We start from the raw sequence: 16,749 nt of genomic DNA, 5'->3' as shown, positions 1-16,749 counted from the left end.
GGAGTACCTCTATGAGCCTTGCCTATCAGCAGCCCGGCACTACCACTTTCATCCCTGAGATTTGGGATGCGGAACTTCTCACGCAGTTTGACCCACTTCTTGTCTGGGCGTCTCCGTTCGTGTCCAACAACAAGTACGAAGGGGAGATCCGGCAGAAGGGCGATGTGGTCCACATCAACAGCCTTCTTCGGCCCACCGTGGGCGATTACACGATCGCTGACGGAATGACGGCCCAGCGGCCGGAAACCGTGGATCAGAAGCTCACTATTACTGAGGCGAAGTATCTACAGGTTTTGGTCGAAGATGCGGAACGGGTTCAGCTTGCCGGTGGCCTGGACTCGCCCATCAATCAGCAGATGATCCGGGCCCTGGCTCGTGAGGCTGACTCGTTCATGGGCAACATCATCGCCAACGGGGCGACGGCGCTTCCTGTCGTTGTGCCGACCGCTGACAACATCCCTCAGAGCCTCTACAGCGCGATCCTGGACATGATGCTGGAGCTGGACTCCAGTGACATCCCGGCGGGCCGTTACGTGGTCGTCTCGCCGCGCGTGAAGCGGTACCTCATCGAACACCCCTCGGTCGCTAACGCTGCTGCGTATGGCGAGGGCGGCGTGACTGCCAACGGTGTTGTTGCTCGGCTTGCTGGCTTCACCATCCTGACGACCACCGCCATGCCCGCCGGTGTGGACATCGTGGCGGGTCACTCGGAGTTTGCCACCTATGCCAGCCAGTTCACCGGCTTCCGCGAGGGGCAGTCGGAGAAGTACCGCGCTGACTACATCGACACTCTCCACCTGTACGGCGGCAAGATCGTGCGTTATCCAGAGCTGGACACCAAGAAGGCCGATAGCACCTTCGATGAGTCCAAGCCCACCAAGGGAATCGTCAAGGCTGCTGTCACCTGGCCCACTGCCTAGTAACAGGGTTGGTTCGGGCCCTTGCACCCAGCAGGGGCCCGTTCCTCTCACGCTCAGTCGACCGAGAGGCGCGCCGGCCGTCGACTCGCTGTGACGAGAACCAAGAGTCAGGATGCGCAACTGGTGTCCATTTCTGTTTTCTGGGACACCACCCGCCAAAAATGTGACGGACCTCTCTCATTTTCGCCTCTTTAGCTCCCGAAGCGCCCCTTATTGGAGTCAATCTGAGGTCATTCGGGTCCCCTGGTCCTGGAAATCGATGAGCTGCGAAGATTTGAAACCCGTACACGCAAGAAGGACAGCACCCCCGGTGGGTCCTTTCCTTATCTAAATTGACATTACCCCCGGTATTCATAAACATTTGAGTAATGCTTCAGTTATTCGTTAGTTACCATTCCGTGATAGGGGTGCGGAAGAATGGTGGTCAAGCGGGGAAGCCGTAGAGCAACGCTCCGGACCCTCACTCAGACTTCCGTACTAACGAAGGAATGCAGCGCTATGCGTAAGACGGTGCTTGTGCCGGTTGAGTACACCTTTTGCGATGCGCACATTGCGCGTGATGGTTCTGAGGTTGAGGCCACTTCATCGCTGACACTGGGTAAGGACACCTGGCACCTGTGCCTTGAACACGATGTTTCGTTCGGCAGGTACCTCTGTGACGCTTTGGGCGCGCCCTCTGAGCGAGAGGCCGTACAGACTGAGGGTGAGTCCGTGTCGGTCGTTGAAGCTGTTCCGGCTCCGGAACCGGAGCCGGAAGCGGCTCCCGTTGTGGAGTCCGAGTCCGACCCTGAGTCGCTGCCGTCCGTGATGATCGCTGGTGAGGTTCCGGGATACGACTGGGAAGACGCACGGGAAGCGGTGCGCAACCTGGGCTATGACGTGGTTGGCCGTGCCGGTGACAGCACGGTCCTGCTGATCCTGGGGGAGGGTGGCGAGCGGAACGCCACCAAGCTGCGGGACGCTTCCGAGCGCGGCATCCCTGTGATGGACGTGCGTGAACCCGGACGCTTCAGGTCGGCTGTCCGCTCCGGTGCGTTGATCGGTGGTGACCCACTTCCGGAGCCTGCCAAGGTCGACCGCTCCGGGATGAGCGAGCGGGAGCGCAACCATGCCGTACGAGCGTGGGCGCGAGAGAACGGCTTCACCGTACCTACCAAGGGCCGTATCCCGATGCACGTGCGTCACGCCTGGGAGCACCGGGACGCATCGGAGGGAAAAGCGGCAGCGGCCTGACCGCCGCCCCCGCTGTGCCGGGCGTCGAGTACGCCCGGCCTCCCCGGCCAAAGGCTAACCAACCAACGTTGTTCGAGATTGAGGCAGCATGAGCACGCCCGTTCTGTACGGCCCTATCGGTCGCGCAGTCCGCAGGATCGCCCCGTTTGTTGAAGCGGACCCCTTGGGGGTGTATGTGGCCGCCCTGTCGATGTGGTCGGCCGCTATCGGTGGCTCGGTAAAGGTGTCCTCCCGTGGTCCCCGGCCCGTGCTGCTGTGGTCCGCTCTGGTGGCCGGTACGGGGCGCGGTAAAGGAACCGCGCTCCGGGCCGCTCATCACGTTCTGGACAAGGCTCTGGGCCGCTTCCTGGCCACGCACACCACGTCCGGCATCACGTCCGGGGCGAGCATGGTGAACCACCTGTGGGAGCAGCAGGAAGCGACGGCCGAGACCGAGCACGGACGTGACGTGCGCACTCTGGTAGTCGAAGAAGAGTGGTCGGAAGTGCTCCGCCGGGTGAAGCGGGATGCATCGTTCACGACCAAGCTGCGGACTGCATGGGACGGTGCGACGCTGCGGAACACGACCAAGGATGAGGCGCAGGAAGTACGCGACCCGGCAATGGTCCTGCACTGTCACGTCACGCCCTCTGACTGGTCCAAGTACGTCGGTGAGTCGGAAGCGGCCGGAGGCTCCTACAACCGCATCCTCCCCTTTCTGCTGGGGTCGGTGCCGCTGCTGGATGACGATCGGGTGAGCCTGCCGGAAGTGGATGGGCGGGACCTGTCCGACGCCTACGGCTGGGCCACTGCCCGACCGCGCGTGATCACGCTTGCAGAAGACACCCGTCCGCTGTGGCGGCTGGTTCGCCGGTACGCCCGCATCCTGGGTGAGACCCTGCCCGAAGGACAGGCAGTGTTCATCGAGCGGACGGCAGAGCAGACGCTCAGAGTCGCGGCCTGCCTGGCAGCGTCCGAGTGCTCGGAGACGATCACGGAAGACATGCTGTCTGCCGCCTTCAGCTTGGTCCGCCGGTCGGTGCAGGACGCCGTCCGCATAACCAAGGGAGCGACCTCCCCCAAGGTGAAGCGGCAGCCGCTCACCCTTGAGGACAAGGTGCGGGCCCGGATCGAGATGCACGGCGGTCGGGCCACCTCCTCCCAGGTGCTCCCGTACGTGGGAGCGACCGCAGCAGAGGTCAAGGAACTGCCCGGCATCGTCGTGACCGTGGAACGGTCCGGGAGGACCGGCCGACCGGCCACCGTTTTCACGCTCCGCGGGGACAGTTCTGGTGACTCTGTGCCGCAGCCGGCCAGCGCGGAGGGTGAGCAGAATGGGAGCACTTCCGGTCACGCAGAGGCGCGGCCGGCAAGCGCGGAGTGTGAGCAGAACCGCGCCCGGGTCGTCCGTCTGGACACTTACCGCCAGACACCCAAGCAGGCCCCGAAGCCTGCGCCCGAACCGAAGCGGTCGGAACCGCTCGGGGACACAAATCCGTTCCTCGCGCTGCTCTAACGAACCGATGAAAGCCCCGGCCGTTTTTGGCCGGGGCTTCTTTGTTACTTCGACTAGGCCACTGGGCAGGCCAGTTCAGGGTTCGAGCGATTCGGGGAGCACGTCACCACTGCCAGAGACAGATACGAGGGGCGCTCCAGATAGAAGCCGTAGGACACATCCGTACCCGAGTGCAGTTGCTCAGCAGCAACGCTCACCAGTCGGGCCAGACGCGTGGTGTCTCGGTCCCTCTCCGATGCGAACCGGGGCGCGTACTCGGTCAGCCGTTCGCCGATCCATGCTGCCGCTTCCTTGGGCTCGTCCCAGGTGCCACGAACTAAGGAACGGGGCTTGATGAGCCAGTACGCCGTTTCGATCGGCGGCAGATCGGATGTCGGGAACTCGGCCACCACTTCCCGGTAGCGCTTGAGTAGCTGCTCTGCCTTCACGTCCTCATCGGACACCGGAGCCGGTGGAGGCTGAGGATGTGGGGGACGCCGTAGAGCCTCATTGTCGAAGCGCTCTTTCGGTCCGGTCCATAGGTAGCCGTGGTGGTGCACCAGTCGTTCCCGTTCGAGTGGTGCCAGCCGGGCCGGACCCCGGGACGGGGGATGGACCCGGCCCGACTGGCGGGAGGGGGGGAGGATCAGACGTTCAGGCCGAAGCGCGCCGGGTCGATACCGGCCGCGCTCAGCTCCTCCGTGGTGAACCGCAGCGGCTGCGCCTCCGGCCGCTTGCTGTCACCGAGCGCCCAGAGACCGTCGCCGATCTGGGCCAGGGTCACGCACCCCTCCGAGCAGGGGCCGCCGCACGCCTGGACGAACGAGGCCCCGCTGATGTCGAGCGCGTACAGGTCGGTTCCGTTCTGCATCACTGCACCTTCCTGCTAACTGATCACGGCCTTGTTGGCCGTCGCCACCCGTACCGGGCGGGAGTTCGGGTTTTCCACCGCTGTGGTGGGGGCTTACTCGGCGCGAACCACCATCGCGAACGATGTCCGGATGCGTCGGAAACCGGCGTGGCCAGACCGGCCCGTGTGGCTCATGCACTCAACGTCGACGGGTGCCGAGTCATCGGCGGGGGTGGCCTTCCAGCCGCAATGCAGGCACTCGGCCTCGAATGTCACGTCTGTGTCGGGGTGCTCGGTGATCCGGTGCATCACGTACCGCATGGCGGCTCTGATGCTCACAGCCCACCCCTACGGCTCCGCGCGTTGACCTCAGAAACTCTGGTGCGTAGTCCCTCTGTCGGCCTAGTCGGCGGGGCCTTGTAGTCAGGGCACTTCGGGCTCCCGCACTCGCACCGGGGCCAGTGCAGGGCCGAACTGGGAGCCATATCGGCCCCTTCGGGGCCAGGATCGCTCTTCTGCACCATGAGCACTCCGTTTACGCCGAATGCTCCGGAGAGGCGGGAGAGGAACTGTCGGGCCTCACTGCTGCCCAGACGATCAGCCGCTTCGGTGTCCTGTGCCTTGCTCTCGCCCATCGCACCGCACCCTCCCGATCGGTTCCGCATCGATGTGGCGACGGTAGGAACCGGCGAGTGTCGGGCTCCACAAACTTGCACGAGCTTGCACGCCAATTGGCTTGACCAGTCGCCCTATTGACGGTGTCTCCGCAGTTCAACGAAGCTGATGCAAGCCCGAGCAAGCGCCTAGACCAGGGAGCTAGTCATGGCCGTAGAGTTCATCGGAATCGACCCCGACACGGACCGGGACCACTGCCCCACCGTGTGGGCAGACGCAGAAGCTCAGGAGATCTTGTTGCAGGGGTGGAAGCCCAGCACCGAGACTCAGGCGGAGTGCGAGGCGAGTAGCCCCGCGAACGGCTCGGTACCTGACAGTGAAGCCATCGTCAGGATTCCGGCTCGGATGATCCCGATGATCAGGGAGGCGTGTGATGCCGTCGAGCGTGCCCAGCTTCGCTGAGCTGCTTGGCCAGTGCGAGCGGTCCGCCGTGCACCTGGAGCTGCGTGACTCGTACGCCCCGACCGACCGGTTCGAGGCATGGCAGCGGGGCGAGCGGATCGACTGGGAGGACCGCGCATCCTGGTGGCATCCGTACGACCAACTGATCGCGGACACCGTGACCCGGGGAGTGGTGATCCGCCGGGCCCGGGTGGTCTCCGAGCCTGTATCGGACTACATCCGCTGGGAGCACTACGTCACCCGCGCCAACGTCACGGCGGGCGAGGAAGTGCGGTGGTTGCCACGGCGACGGGCTACGACTATCGCCCTGCCGGGCAATGACTTCTGGCTCTTCGATGGCACCCTGCTGCGGGTGCACCACTTCTCAGGTGATGGAGTGGTGGTGGAAGACGAGATCACGGCGGACCCGGAAGCCGTGAAGCTGTGCTCCGCCGCCTTCGAGGCGGTCTGGGAGCGAGCGATCCCGCACCACCTGTACGAGATCTGACGAAAGCCAGCTCCATGCCCCCGCACCCCTCCTCACGCGTTCAGAAGGCCCGTGAAGAACTGGCCGGCCGTCTGCGTGAGATCCGGAAGGACGCGGGGATCAGCGGGCGGGAGCTGGCCGTCAGGTGCGGCTGGTCAGAGTCGAAGTCATCCCGGATCGAGAACGCCAAAACCCCTCCCTCCGACGCGGACATCAAAGCCTGGTGCCGAGCCTGCGCCGCTGATGACCAAGCTCCCGACCTGATCGCAGCCAACCGACAGTCCGCAGATGCTCATGTGCAGTGGAGGCGACTCCAGCGAAGCGGTCTCCGTCGTTTGCAGGAGTCCACTGGGGATCTGTACCAACAAACGAAGATATTCAGGGTCTACGTCTCCGACGTGATCCCCGGTTTCCTTCAGACACCCGGATACGCTGCCGCCCTGCTGTCCTCCATCGCACACTTCCGTGGGACTCCGGACGACGTGAGCGATGCCGTGGCGGCCCGTATGAGGCGTAACGAGGTGCTCGGCAACGGCGCACGCCGGTTCTCGTTCGTGCTGGAGGAATCGGTGTTGCGGTACCGGCTGTGCAGCGCGGAGACGATGGCGGCACAGCTTGGACACCTGCTCGGGGTCATGGATCTCCAGAACGTTGCCGTGGGGCTCATCCCGTTCTCGGCTCAACGAGCGGTGTGGCCCATGCCCACCTTCACGATCTTCGACGACGCCAGGGTGCACGCGGACACCCTGGACGCTGCCGCCACCCTTACGCAGCCCAGCCAGGTGGAGCTGTACGGCCGAGCCTTTGAACGGCTGTCACAGGAAGCCGTGAGGGGAGCGGCTGCACGTGCTCTCATAGCCGGTGCGCTGGCGTCCCTGGACTGACCGCCTGCGCGTCACCGCAGCTCAGGGACGCCACGACACACGGTGCTCCAGCAGGTGCAGGTATGTGGTAAACATTGCATCCCAGCCGTCCGGGAACTTCACCGTGACGCCGAGCTGGACCGGTTCCGTGGACGGGTGGTCGTCCAGGAGTTCGCTCACGCCCGCGCGGCAGACCACGATGCAGGCGTGCCGGTGGCGGGAGGCCAGGACGCACAGGCGGCCGGTCTCCAGGTGGAAGGCCGTGGCGTCGGGGCGGCCCGAGAGCGGATGCAGGACGACGGTGACGTCGAACTCCCGGCCCTGGAGCCGGTTGGCCGTGTCCACGGTGACGTCCGTGACGCCGCGCTCGGCGAGGGCCGCGCGGACGGCCGCCGCCTGGTCGCGGTGGGCCGTGCCGACGGCGATCCGGTCGGCGGTCAGCGGCGCCGGGTCCGGGTCCCGCTCCGAGACGGCCGCACCGCCCCGCTCCAGCAGCCGCGTCACGACCGCCGCGAGCGCCCGTACCGCCTCCGGGTCGGTGCGCGGAGTGTGCCGGGCGGGCAGCTCCAGCAGGCCCCAGCCGGACGCGGCGGCCTCGTCGATCACCCGGTCGGGGCCCGAGCCGTCCGAGGCCACCGCGAACGTGAGCCGCCGGTCCCCGGCCGCCGTGCCGCTGCGGAAGGGCGTGTACGGGTAGAACGCGTCCGAGACCAGCGGCGCGGCCGACGCGGGCAGCCGCCACGACACCGGCAGCCGGTGCTGGGGCAGCTCCGGGTTGTGCGCCAGCAGCGTCGTCACCGCCGAGGCCGACGGGTCGTACGACAGCCCCGCCCACTGTTCGCCGCCCACGATCGAGAACGGGTCGAGCTGGCCGGGGTCGCCCACGAACAGCGCCCGCTCGAACAGCCCCGCCACGGCCAGCAGCGCGTCCGAGCGCATCTGGTACGCCTCGTCGACGATCGCGTGCCGCCACGGTTCGTCGACCTTCACGTGCGCCCACTTCGCGGCGGTGGACAGCACGACGTCGAGCCCGGCGAGGTCGGCGGCCTTCGCCGACGTACGGACGTTCGGCAGGGCGTCGAGCGTCTTGTCGTAGGCGTCGGCGTCGCTGCTGTGCAGCCGGCCGACGGGCAGGTCGGGGTTCTTCTGAGCCAGCCGCAGGACCAGGTCGTCGACCTGCGCGTTGGTCTGGGCGACCACCATCAGCGGCCGCCCGGCGTCGGCCAGCTCCAGGGCGGCACGGACCACGAGCGTCGACTTGCCGGCCCCCGGAGGGGAGTCGACGACGACACCGCGGTGCGCGCCGCGCAGGGTGTCGGAGAGGATCGCCCCGGTGGCGCGGGCGGCCGCCGCACCGGGGTCGAAGCCGCCCCCGGACGCGCCGCGGCCGGCGGTGGTCTCCTCGGCGGGGGCGGTCACAGCAGGTCCTCCTCGGTCACCGGGTCCGGGGCCTCCGGCGCGCTCTCCGCGCCCGGCGGGCCGCCGTGCGTCCACGGGGTGTTCTCCGGGTCGGGCAGCTTCGCGCCGCCGCGCTGCTCGTGCTCGAAGAGCGTGAAGCAGACCCGGTCGCCCTTCTCCGGCACGGAACCGGCCTCGGGCTCCTTGCCGCGGCCCATCTTGTCGAGGATCCGCAGCACGATCAGCGTGCCGTCCTCCTCGCGGGCGACGGCCTCCGCCGACTGCGGCCTGCCGTCCAGCGAGCGGTACACCTTGACCCGCTCGCCCAGGTGCGGCCGGTCGTCGGTGCGGACGGTGACCAGCGGGCGCGGGCCGGGGCGCTTGCCCTCGCTGTACGCCATGGTCACGTCCGTGACCTCGCCCGCGAACGCCTCCCCGGCCAGCCGCCGCCCGGCCATGACCAGCGGGTCGTCCAGCGCCTGCTGGGCGTCCAGCCGGGCCTGCTCCCGCTCGCGCGCGGCCAGCTTGTTCGCCGCGGTGACCGCGTCGTCCCGGCGCGGCTGCGGCGGCTCCCCGGCGAGCACCCGGTCGCGGTGGCCGGTGAACGACCAGCGGTCGCGGGTCCACCGCTCCTGCACGCGCGCGCCCTCGGGCAGGGCCCGCAGCAGGTCGAGGCCCTCCCAGACCTTCTCCCAGGTGGGCAGGGCGCAGCGGCGGACCAGGCCGCGGATGTGCTGCTCGGCCTCCGTGAGGGCGCCCAGCCGCTCGTCGGCCTCCAGGCCGTCCTCGGCGGCGGCCAGCGCACCGCGCGCGCGGTCGTAGCGCTCGATGGCCGGGGCGAGGAGCTTGTTGTCGAAGGCCGGGTCGGTGGCCGGCCCTGCGGGCGGGCAGAGCAGCTGCCCGGCCGCGTCCCGCTCCCGCTCCGCCCGCAGGGCCGCCTCGGCGCCCGAGAGGCCGTCCGGCGGGGCGATCCATGCCAGCAGCGCGCCCAGGTGCTGGTCCTCCAGGGCGGACTGGCCGGTGGTCCAGTGCAGGGCCAGGACGTCGGTCAGGGCCAGCAGCAGCGAGGAGCCGGGCACCCGGGCGCGCTCCGCGAAGTGGGTCAGCCACCGCCCGAGCAGCGGCACACGCGGCGGTGCCGGGTGCGGAGTCTCCGGATCCTGCTCGGCGGTGCGCCTGAACCGCATCGAACGTCCGAGCAGGCGTACGAAATCGATGCCCGCGCGGCTGGGCACGATCAACTGGGGCGCGTCCGCGCACAGCTCGACCTCGACCTTGACCCGCTTGCCCGTCTCCGGATCGGTCTCGCTGCGCTCGGCGGCCTCGACCGCCTCCGCGCAGGAGTCGATGTAGGGCAGGACGACGTCGGCCAGCTCGGCGAGGAACGCGAACCGCAGATCCCGGTCGCGCGGCTGCGGCACCACCAGCAGCCGGGGCGCGTGCCGGTCGGTGCCGACGAGCGCGCCGAGCGGGGCACCCGCCTCGCCCGCGGTGGTGAGCGGCACGCACACCAGGGGCCGCTCGGACAGGTGCCGGTGCCGGACGGTCGCGGCGGGCTCGGCCCGCCCGGACCGCACGGCCTCCAGACGGGCGAGGGTGGTGATCAGCGACATGCGGCCTCCCGCCGGCCGGCGGCCCGCTCGGCGTCCTGCCGGCCGGACGCGGCCCTCGGGTGGCCGCGCAGCGCCTCCGCCCGCAGCGCCGCCGCCCGGCGCAGCGCGGCCACCGCCGGATCGTCCGGGTCGCCCGCCTCGCCGTGGGCCGCGGCCAGCACGTCCCCGACGGTCGTCAGACCGCCCAGTTCGGCACGGGCCGAGCGGCCCAGTGCGGTCACCGCGCCCTCGGCGCGCGAGCGGGCCCGGCAGTGGAAGGCCAGCTCGCAGGTGGACAGGCACTCGGGGGCGTAGGCGGCGGGGACCGCCTCGACCGCCGCCGCCAGCTCCTCGCGGGGCAGCTCGGGGGAGAAGCACACGCCCTCGGGGAGCAGATCGGCGATGTCCTGCAGCCGGGTCAGCCGGGTCAGCTGGCGGGCGGTCACCGCGCGCTGCTTGCGCACGTCGACGGCGCAGGCGGTGGGCAGGTTGGAGAAGTCCTTCGGGCACACCAGCAGTACCCGGTGGCGCACGCGCGGGGCGGGCGCCGCCTCCTGGCCGAGCCGCGCGGCGACGTCCTCCAGGGCCAGGACGTACACCGCGGCCTGCCGGGCCGCCGCGCCGACCTTCGCCGGGTCCGCGGAGCCGTCCAGCATCGGGAAGGACTTGATCTCCACGACCGTCCACGTGCCGTCCGGGTGGACGACCACCGCGTCCGGCTCCAGGAAGGCGGGGGAGCCCGCCACGTCCAGGGCGAGCAGCGGATGGTCCAGCAGCGTCCAGGCGCGCGCCCCGGTGGCCTCGCGCAGCGCCAGCGCGGTGCGCGCCGCGCGTCCCTCGGGACCGACGGCGCTCAGGTCGGGGACCTCCGCCTCGCGCGGCGGCTCCGCACCGGGGTCCAGCCGCCCGTGCACCAGACGCAGCAGCTCCGCGCCGCCGTCCGCCTTGACCCGGGCCTCGAAGGCGTTGCCCCGGGTGAGGGCGAACTGGGACTGACCGAACGCGGACGGCGCGCCCAGCGCGCCCGCGAGTGCCGTCTTGTCCACGCCCGCGCCGTCCAGGATGGCGCGCCGTCTGCAGCCCGGGTTGGCGGCGAGGGCCGCCAGCGCGCGGGCGTCCAGCGCCCGCGCCGGTACGCCGCTGCCGCGCAGCTCAGCGAGCTGGTGCCGGAGCGCCGTCCTCCGCGTCCTGGGAGGAGGCACCCGGCTCGGCCGGGGAACCGAGCCGTGTTTCGCGCTGCCGTGGAATTCGCTCACCCGCCGAAGTCTGGCACCCGCCACTGACAATCGGGGAGATCTCGCCGTCCGGGCGGCCGGCGAGGGCCGGGACCCGCGCGGCCAGGACCGCCCGGGCCCGGTCCACGGAGCGTGTCACGACCGGGCCGAGCAGCAGTCCGACGCCCATCACGGCGACGCCCGCGACCGCGTCGAGGAAGTAGTGGTTCGCCGTGCCCATGACCACGAGGGTGGTCAGCAGCGGGTAGGCGACACCGGCCGCCTTCGTCCAGCGGGTGCCGCCGTGCCGCCAGAGCATCACCCCGCACCACAGCGCCCACCCCACGTGCAGGCTGGGCATGGCCGCGTACTGGTTGGTCATCCCGCCCATGCCGCGCGGCGCGCTGGCGTCACCGCCCCACCAGCCGTACGAGCTGTAGTGGGCCATGGTGTCCACGAAGCCGTGGTCCGGCGAGAGCAGGCGGGGCGGGCAGGTCGGCAGCAGGGTGAAGCCGATCAGGCCGATGAACGTGGAGGTCATCAGCCAGGTGCGGGCCGTGCGGTAGAGGGCGGCGCGGCTGCGGAAGAGCCACACCAGGACGACCGGTGTCACCACGTAGTGCAGTGACGCGTACCAGAAGTCGGCCGGGACGCCGAGCCAGGGTTCGCGGGTGAACAGCCGGTTGAGCGGGTGTTCGAAGTTGAGCCGGAGCACCTTCTCCAGGCGCAGGATCGACAGCCCGTGGTCGACGGCGCCCGAGACGTCACCGCGGACCAGCAGCCGGCCGGCCGTGTAGCAGCCGTAGACGAGCAGGATCAGCGGCACTTCGGTCCACCAGCGAAGCCGGGTCCGCGGGGCCGCCTCGGTACGCGGTGCAGGTGCCGGTGCCTCGGTCTGCGGCATCCGATGCCCCTCCCCCTTCAGGTCGCTCTACTACTCGTCGCTGCGGCGCCCGGCGACATGGGTCGGTCCCCGGCCGGTCGTGACACTTTACGGTCTCGGCGCCCGCTCGCGCGGGGCGCCCCGGACCTCGAAGACGCGAACACCGCCCCCCGGGTTGCTCCCGCACAGGGTGCGCGATGATGGGAAGGTCCCGCCCGAAGATCTCACTTTTCCCCCGGAAAGGCTGCTCATGGCACCGCGCATCCTGCTGGCCCGGCACGGACAGACCCAGTGGTCGCTGTCCGGCAAGCACACCGGCAGGACCGACGTGCCCCTCCTGGCGGAGGGCCGGCGGGGCGCCCAGATGCTCGGCGAGCGCCTGCGCCGGGCCCCCTTCGACGGCCTGCCGGGTGTCGAGGTCCGCACCAGTCCGCTGGCACGCGCGCGCGAGACGTGCGAACTGGCCGGCTTCGGCGAGCGCGCCATGTGCTGGGACACCCTCATGGAGTGGGACTACGGCGCCTACGAGGGCATGACGCCCGAGCAGATCCAGGCCGAGAACCCCGGCTGGCTCATCTGGCGCGACGGCGTCCCGCGCGGGGAGACGCTCGCCGAGGTGACGGCCCGGGCCGACGAGGTGGTGGCCTGGGCGCGTGCCGAGGACTGCGACGTGCTGGTCTTCGCCCACGGGCACATCCTGCGGTCGATCGGCGCCCGGTGGCTCGGCCTGCCGCTCGACTTCGCCGCGCGCGTGCGCCTCAGCCCCACGTCGCTGTCGGTGCTCGGCTGGGCGTACGGCGAACCCGCCCTGGAGAGCTGGAACGACGTGGGGCACCTGGCCGCGTAGGGCGCCTCACACGGTCCTGGGCGTGCTCGCGTGCCGCTCCAGGAACGCCGACACGCCGCTCGCCCGGCGGTGCGGGGACAGCACCCGCGCCGTCCCCGCCAGCATCATCCGGATGCGCGAGGACTGGACCTGGTCCAGCAGGTCCAGGACGCGCATCCCGGCCGCCGCCGCCTCGTCGGGACGGCCCCCGCGCGCGAGGTCGTCGGCGAGTTCCGCCGTGTACAGCGCGATGTTCCGGCTGAAGTGGGGGTCCTGGAGCCGGGCCGCCCGCCCCGCGTGCTGCGCCGCCCGCGGCCAGTCGCCCAGCATCGACCAGCACTGGGCCTCCAGCCCCTCCAGCTCGGCCTCGCCGTAGAAGCTCATCCACTCCGGGTCGGCCTCCGAGGGGCCCCGCCCGAACAGCACCTGCGCGCGCGTGAGGGCCTGCGCGCAGCCGGTGCGGTCGGCGAGCCCCGCCCAGCCCCCGGCCTCGCGCAGCGCGAGCAGCGACATCAGCCGGTCCGAGCCCAGCCCGCGGGCGGCACGCTGCGCCGCCTGCGCCGCCCGCACCGCCTCACGGGGCCGCCCGGCGTCGCGCGCGAGGAACGCCGTGTTGCAGAACGCGTGCGCCTCCACGGCCGCGTCGCCGGTCATCCGCGCGGTGGCCAGCGCCTCCGCGTAATGCGAGCGCGCGTCGTCGAAGCGGCCCGAGTCGTGGGCCAGCCAGCCCACCGAGATGGCGAGTTCACCGGCGCCCGCGTGCAGCCGTTCGGCCGTGGTCTGCCGGGTGGCGCCGGCGTCGAGCAGGGCGTACGCCGCGCGCAGCGGAGCCGCCGCGCGCCGGTAGAGGCCGTCCGCGCCGTGCCGGTCGTCGAGCAGCCGGATCCTGCGGACGGCCTCTTCGAGGGCGCCCGCGTCGCTCGCGCCGGCGCGGCGGACGGCGCGGTCCGCGGCCGCCGCGTCGGCGGCGAGCCCCAGGGGGCCCAGCGAGGCGGCGGCCACCGTGGCGCCCCCGCGGGTCATGAATGCGCGACGCAGCACGTCGCTCTCCTCGTGGTCCTCGTGCGGGTGGTACAGGTCTTGCCCGTCGTACAGGTCGTACAGGTCGTGCCGGTCGTGCGGGTGGTGCTGGTCGTGCCGGTGCTGCTCGTCCTGCGGGAGGTGCCGGTCGCTGTCCGGGCGCGCGGGAGGCACGCCGGTGGGCGCTTCGGCGCTCCCGGGGGCGCGTGACGCCCGCCCGCGCACGGACGAACGGGGCGCGAACCCCAGGTCGGTCAGGGTGCGGCCGGGGAACATGTGCAGGAACACACGTTCGTAGGCATAGTTGGGGCAGCGGATCTCGCCCGCCTCCACCCGGCCGATGTAGCGCGCGTCGCAGCTGACCCGCTCGCCGATCTCGCGGGCGGCACGCCGCACCGCCGCGGCGAACTCGGCCGGCGAGCGCTGTCCGCGCAGGTGCCGGAAGGCGAGGTTCGGCCGCGGTGGCCGGGGGGACGGGGACGAGGTCACCGTTGACGACGCCATGGCCGGGCCCTCTCGTGCGAACCGTCGAACCATGCCGGATTCGGGGTGAGTTACCCGGGTTGCCCCGGTGGCACCCTGTTTCCGGCGAGCAAGAACGTACCGGTTGTGTCCGCTCCGCCACGCAGGGTTTAGCTACAAACCGGATATCTCATCCACGATCTGCCATGAACTGCCATCCTTTGTGGCTGACTTCGGCCGTAGCCGTTGACGCGCTCTTCGCGTTGAACCGTGCGAACCGGGAGCCGCCCGACTCCCGACCCGCTCGCGCACGAGGAGGGGTACCCGTGGTGGAGTCCGGGACGCAGGCTCACGGGAGCGCCGACCGCTGTCGGCCGCCGGAGCCGGAAACCGGCTGCGACCTGGTGACGGTGCCGGCCCGGCAGGGCCTGGAGGCGGTCGACATCCTGCGCCGTGAGGCCGGGGACGCGGTGGGTCCCGTCCTGCACGACGACGGCGGTGACACGCTGGGGTTCGTGGTCCCGGCGGGCACGGCCGCGGCATGGGACCTGCCGGGCAGCACGTGCACGCGGACGGACGGCCGGGGCCTGCGGATGGCACCCCAGCCCCCCGTCGAGGGCTCGGACTGGCTGCTCCCGCCCGGGGAGGCCGACCACGCGACGGACCCCGCGGTGCTGCGGCGCGCGCTGGGCGAGGCGGCCCGGATGATCGAGGCCGCGGACAGCTGCTGCTGAGGGTTCCGGCGGGCCTGGGACAATGGCGGGATGGGAAGGTCCAGAAGCTCCCGCCGAGAGCGCGGGTCCGAGCAGGCCGTCGCCGAGCAGGTGGACGGCGGGCTCGCGCAGCTCGTTCCCGACCGGGAACGGGCGCGGGCCTGGACGCTGCTGATCGACGGGGCACCGCAGTCGCACGTCGACCTGGACGACGCTGCGTACCTCTCCTTCGAGTACCAGCGCAGGCTCGGCCACGTCATCGACCTCGCCGCACCCCCCGGGAAGCCGGTCCGGGCCGTCCACCTCGGCGGCGGCGCCTTCACGCTCGCCCGGTACGTCGCCGCAACCCGCCCCCGCTCCACCCAGCAGGTCGTCGAGCGGGACGCCGCCCTGGTGCGGCTGGTGCGCCGCGAGCTTCCGCTGGACGCGAACGCCCGGATCCGGGTGCGGTCCACCGACGCCCGCGAAGGACTCGTGAAGGTGCCCGACGGATGGGCCGACCTCGTCGTGGCGGACGTGTTCAGCGGTGCCCGCACCCCCGCGCACCTCACCTCGGTGGAGTTCCTGGACGAGGTCCGCAGGGTCCTGAAGCCGGGTGCCGTCTACGCCGCGAACCTCGCCGACGGGCCGCCGCTCGCCCACCTGCGCGGCCAGATCGCCACCGCCGCGGCCCGCTTCGCCGAACTGGCCGTGGTCGCCGATCCGGCGGTGCTGCGCGGCAAGCGCTTCGGCAACGCGGTCCTCGTCGCCCGTGACCTGCCGCTGCCGGTCGCGGAGCTGACCCGTCGGGCCGCCTCCGACCCGCACCCGGCCCGGGTCGAACACGGCCGTGCGCTCATCGACTTCACGGGCGGGGCCGTCCCCGTGACGGACGCGGCGGCCGTGGCGTCCCCGGCCCCGCCGCCCTCCGTCTTCCGCTGACGCCGGAAGCCGGCGGCACCGGGGCGCCGCCGGCTTCCGGCGACCGCGCACCGAACCGACGGCGTGGCTGAGCCGGGCGCGGGACGGGACCTGGTGACGGGATCTAGTAGTTGCCCACTTCCACCCGCGGCGGGCCGTCGTGCCAGGTGCAGATGACCGACACCCGGTCCGTGCCCGACGTGAACTCGACGCGGATCCAGGTCGCCGTCTTCCACACCTGCATCGACCAGCCCGTGCCCGGTGTCGCCGAGACGAGGGTCGCGGAGGCCGTGCCCAGGTCGAAGACCGCCCGCCCGCCGGCGGTGTCGTAGCTCTTGACCTGTCCGGAGCCGCCGGGCGGACCGGCGGAACCCGCCGAGCCCGTGGACGAACCGCCGTCGCCCGGCGGCGCCGTGGGCCTCGCGGTGCCGGATGCCGCGGAAACACCGGAAGCGCCCGGGGCGTTCGAGGAAGAGGGGGCCGGGGTGCGGGCCGGAGCGGCCGACGGGGCGGACGGGCTCGTGGACGGTGCCGGGCGGTGCGCGGAGGGACCCGGCGCCTCGGGCTGCCGCGGGTCGGCACCGGCCGCGGTGACGGGCAGGGCGCGCGGCGGGTCGTAGGCGGTGCCCGCCATCACCGTGTGGACGCCCCACCACGACAGCGTGGCCGCGGCGCTCGTCGCCAGCGACCACGCCAGTACGTGAACGACTCCTCTGTACACCGGGGTCATCCTGCCGCACGCGTCCCGCCGGCGTCGCGGGAGAGCGGCCGGGGAGGGCGGGGGAGGGGGCCGACGAGAGGCCCGGGAGAGCGAGTTCGAGAGTGAGTTGTCCACAGGCGGTGGGGTCCGCGCGGGCT

At 71.0% G+C, this 16,749-nt stretch carries 17 protein-coding genes; 9 read left to right on the top strand and 8 right to left on the bottom strand.

Annotation, left to right across the window (positions count from 1 at the left end; translation table 11 throughout):
- The first annotated feature begins 11 nt into the window (after positions 1-11).
- The 3 genes from IG64_RS06910 to IG64_RS06900 all read left to right on the top strand — a co-directional run bounded on the left by IG64_RS06910 (position 12) and on the right by IG64_RS06900 (position 3,648).
- Entirely contained in the window at positions 12-920 is a 909-nt protein-coding gene (locus IG64_RS06910) for a hypothetical protein (RefSeq protein ID WP_030347686.1), read from the top strand.
- A gap of 498 nt (positions 921-1,418) precedes the next feature.
- Positions 1,419-2,153 carry an Lsr2 dimerization domain-containing protein gene (locus IG64_RS06905; RefSeq protein WP_037853142.1) on the top strand — a complete coding sequence of 245 codons (735 nt, stop codon included), beginning with the start codon at positions 1,419-1,421 and terminating at the stop codon, positions 2,151-2,153.
- An 88-nt stretch (positions 2,154-2,241) separates the two neighbouring features.
- Positions 2,242-3,648: a DUF3987 domain-containing protein gene (locus IG64_RS06900; protein ID WP_037853139.1), complete on the top strand. Its 1,407-nt coding sequence runs from the start codon at positions 2,242-2,244 to the stop codon at positions 3,646-3,648.
- Between the two features lie 53 nt (positions 3,649-3,701).
- Here the strand turns inward: IG64_RS06900 and IG64_RS38410 are convergent, their stop codons facing one another.
- Complete coding sequence (locus tag IG64_RS38410; RefSeq protein WP_078883834.1) at positions 3,702-4,187, bottom strand: hypothetical protein; 486 nt, start codon at positions 4,185-4,187, stop codon at positions 3,702-3,704.
- An 86-nt stretch (positions 4,188-4,273) separates the two neighbouring features.
- A complete protein-coding gene (locus tag IG64_RS06895; RefSeq protein ID WP_030347682.1) occupies positions 4,274-4,498 on the bottom strand; it encodes a hypothetical protein in 225 nt (74 codons plus the stop codon).
- A gap of 801 nt (positions 4,499-5,299) precedes the next feature.
- On the opposite strand from IG64_RS06895, the gene IG64_RS06885 reads away from it, so the two are divergent.
- From IG64_RS06885 to IG64_RS06875, 3 genes are read left to right on the top strand one after another with little or no spacing between them, the layout of a single operon-like run.
- Positions 5,300-5,554 carry a hypothetical protein gene (locus tag IG64_RS06885; protein ID WP_030347680.1) on the top strand — a complete coding sequence of 85 codons (255 nt, stop codon included), beginning with the start codon at positions 5,300-5,302 and terminating at the stop codon, positions 5,552-5,554.
- Complete coding sequence (locus IG64_RS06880; protein ID WP_030347679.1) at positions 5,526-6,041, top strand: DUF6879 family protein; 516 nt, start codon at positions 5,526-5,528, stop codon at positions 6,039-6,041. Before IG64_RS06885 ends, IG64_RS06880 begins: the two co-directional genes overlap by 29 nt.
- A gap of 14 nt (positions 6,042-6,055) precedes the next feature.
- On the top strand, positions 6,056-6,904 hold the full coding sequence (locus tag IG64_RS06875; protein WP_037853135.1) for a helix-turn-helix domain-containing protein: 849 nt from the start codon (positions 6,056-6,058) through the stop codon (positions 6,902-6,904).
- A 21-nt stretch (positions 6,905-6,925) separates the two neighbouring features.
- Here the strand turns inward: IG64_RS06875 and IG64_RS06870 are convergent, their stop codons facing one another.
- The 4 genes from IG64_RS06870 to IG64_RS06855 are packed head-to-tail and all read right to left on the bottom strand — an operon-like array spanning position 6,926 to position 11,991.
- Positions 6,926-8,302 (bottom strand): AAA domain-containing protein, encoded by a 1,377-nt coding sequence (locus IG64_RS06870; RefSeq protein ID WP_037853133.1) that lies wholly within the window; start codon positions 8,300-8,302, stop codon positions 6,926-6,928.
- Positions 8,299-9,894: a hypothetical protein gene (locus IG64_RS06865; RefSeq protein ID WP_037853132.1), complete on the bottom strand. Its 1,596-nt coding sequence runs from the start codon at positions 9,892-9,894 to the stop codon at positions 8,299-8,301. The genes IG64_RS06870 and IG64_RS06865 overlap by 4 nt, the downstream gene beginning before the upstream one ends.
- Positions 9,885-11,075, bottom strand: coding sequence for a hypothetical protein (locus IG64_RS06860; RefSeq protein WP_037853126.1), 1,191 nt, complete (start codon positions 11,073-11,075; stop codon positions 9,885-9,887). The genes IG64_RS06865 and IG64_RS06860 overlap by 10 nt, the downstream gene beginning before the upstream one ends.
- Positions 11,026-11,991 (bottom strand): phosphatase PAP2 family protein, encoded by a 966-nt coding sequence (locus IG64_RS06855; RefSeq protein ID WP_037853125.1) that lies wholly within the window; start codon positions 11,989-11,991, stop codon positions 11,026-11,028. The genes IG64_RS06860 and IG64_RS06855 overlap by 50 nt, the downstream gene beginning before the upstream one ends.
- Positions 11,992-12,220: 229 nt before the next feature.
- Between IG64_RS06855 and IG64_RS06850 the strand changes: the two genes are divergently transcribed.
- Positions 12,221-12,817 (top strand): histidine phosphatase family protein, encoded by a 597-nt coding sequence (locus IG64_RS06850; protein ID WP_037853123.1) that lies wholly within the window; start codon positions 12,221-12,223, stop codon positions 12,815-12,817.
- Between the two features lie 6 nt (positions 12,818-12,823).
- On the opposite strand, the gene IG64_RS06845 is transcribed toward IG64_RS06850, so the two are convergent.
- A complete protein-coding gene (locus IG64_RS06845) occupies positions 12,824-14,320 on the bottom strand; it encodes a hypothetical protein (protein ID WP_037853122.1) in 1,497 nt (498 codons plus the stop codon).
- Between the two features lie 284 nt (positions 14,321-14,604).
- Here IG64_RS06845 and IG64_RS06840 point away from each other — a divergent pair, with 284 nt between their 5' ends.
- Positions 14,605-15,012, top strand: a complete 408-nt coding sequence (locus tag IG64_RS06840) for a hypothetical protein (protein WP_037853118.1) — start codon at positions 14,605-14,607, stop codon at positions 15,010-15,012.
- A 30-nt stretch (positions 15,013-15,042) separates the two neighbouring features.
- Positions 15,043-15,912 (top strand): spermidine synthase, encoded by an 870-nt coding sequence (locus IG64_RS06835; protein ID WP_037853115.1) that lies wholly within the window; start codon positions 15,043-15,045, stop codon positions 15,910-15,912.
- Between the two features lie 103 nt (positions 15,913-16,015).
- On the opposite strand, the gene IG64_RS06830 is transcribed toward IG64_RS06835, so the two are convergent.
- Positions 16,016-16,621, bottom strand: a complete 606-nt coding sequence (locus IG64_RS06830; protein WP_037853113.1) for a hypothetical protein — start codon at positions 16,619-16,621, stop codon at positions 16,016-16,018.
- Between the last annotated feature and the right edge of the window lie 128 nt (positions 16,622-16,749).

The sequence above is a fragment of the Streptomyces sp. NRRL S-340 genome (assembly GCF_000720185.1).
GTDB lineage: Bacteria > Actinomycetota > Actinomycetes > Streptomycetales > Streptomycetaceae > Streptomyces.
This window is presented reverse-complemented; position numbering and strand designations above follow the sequence as displayed.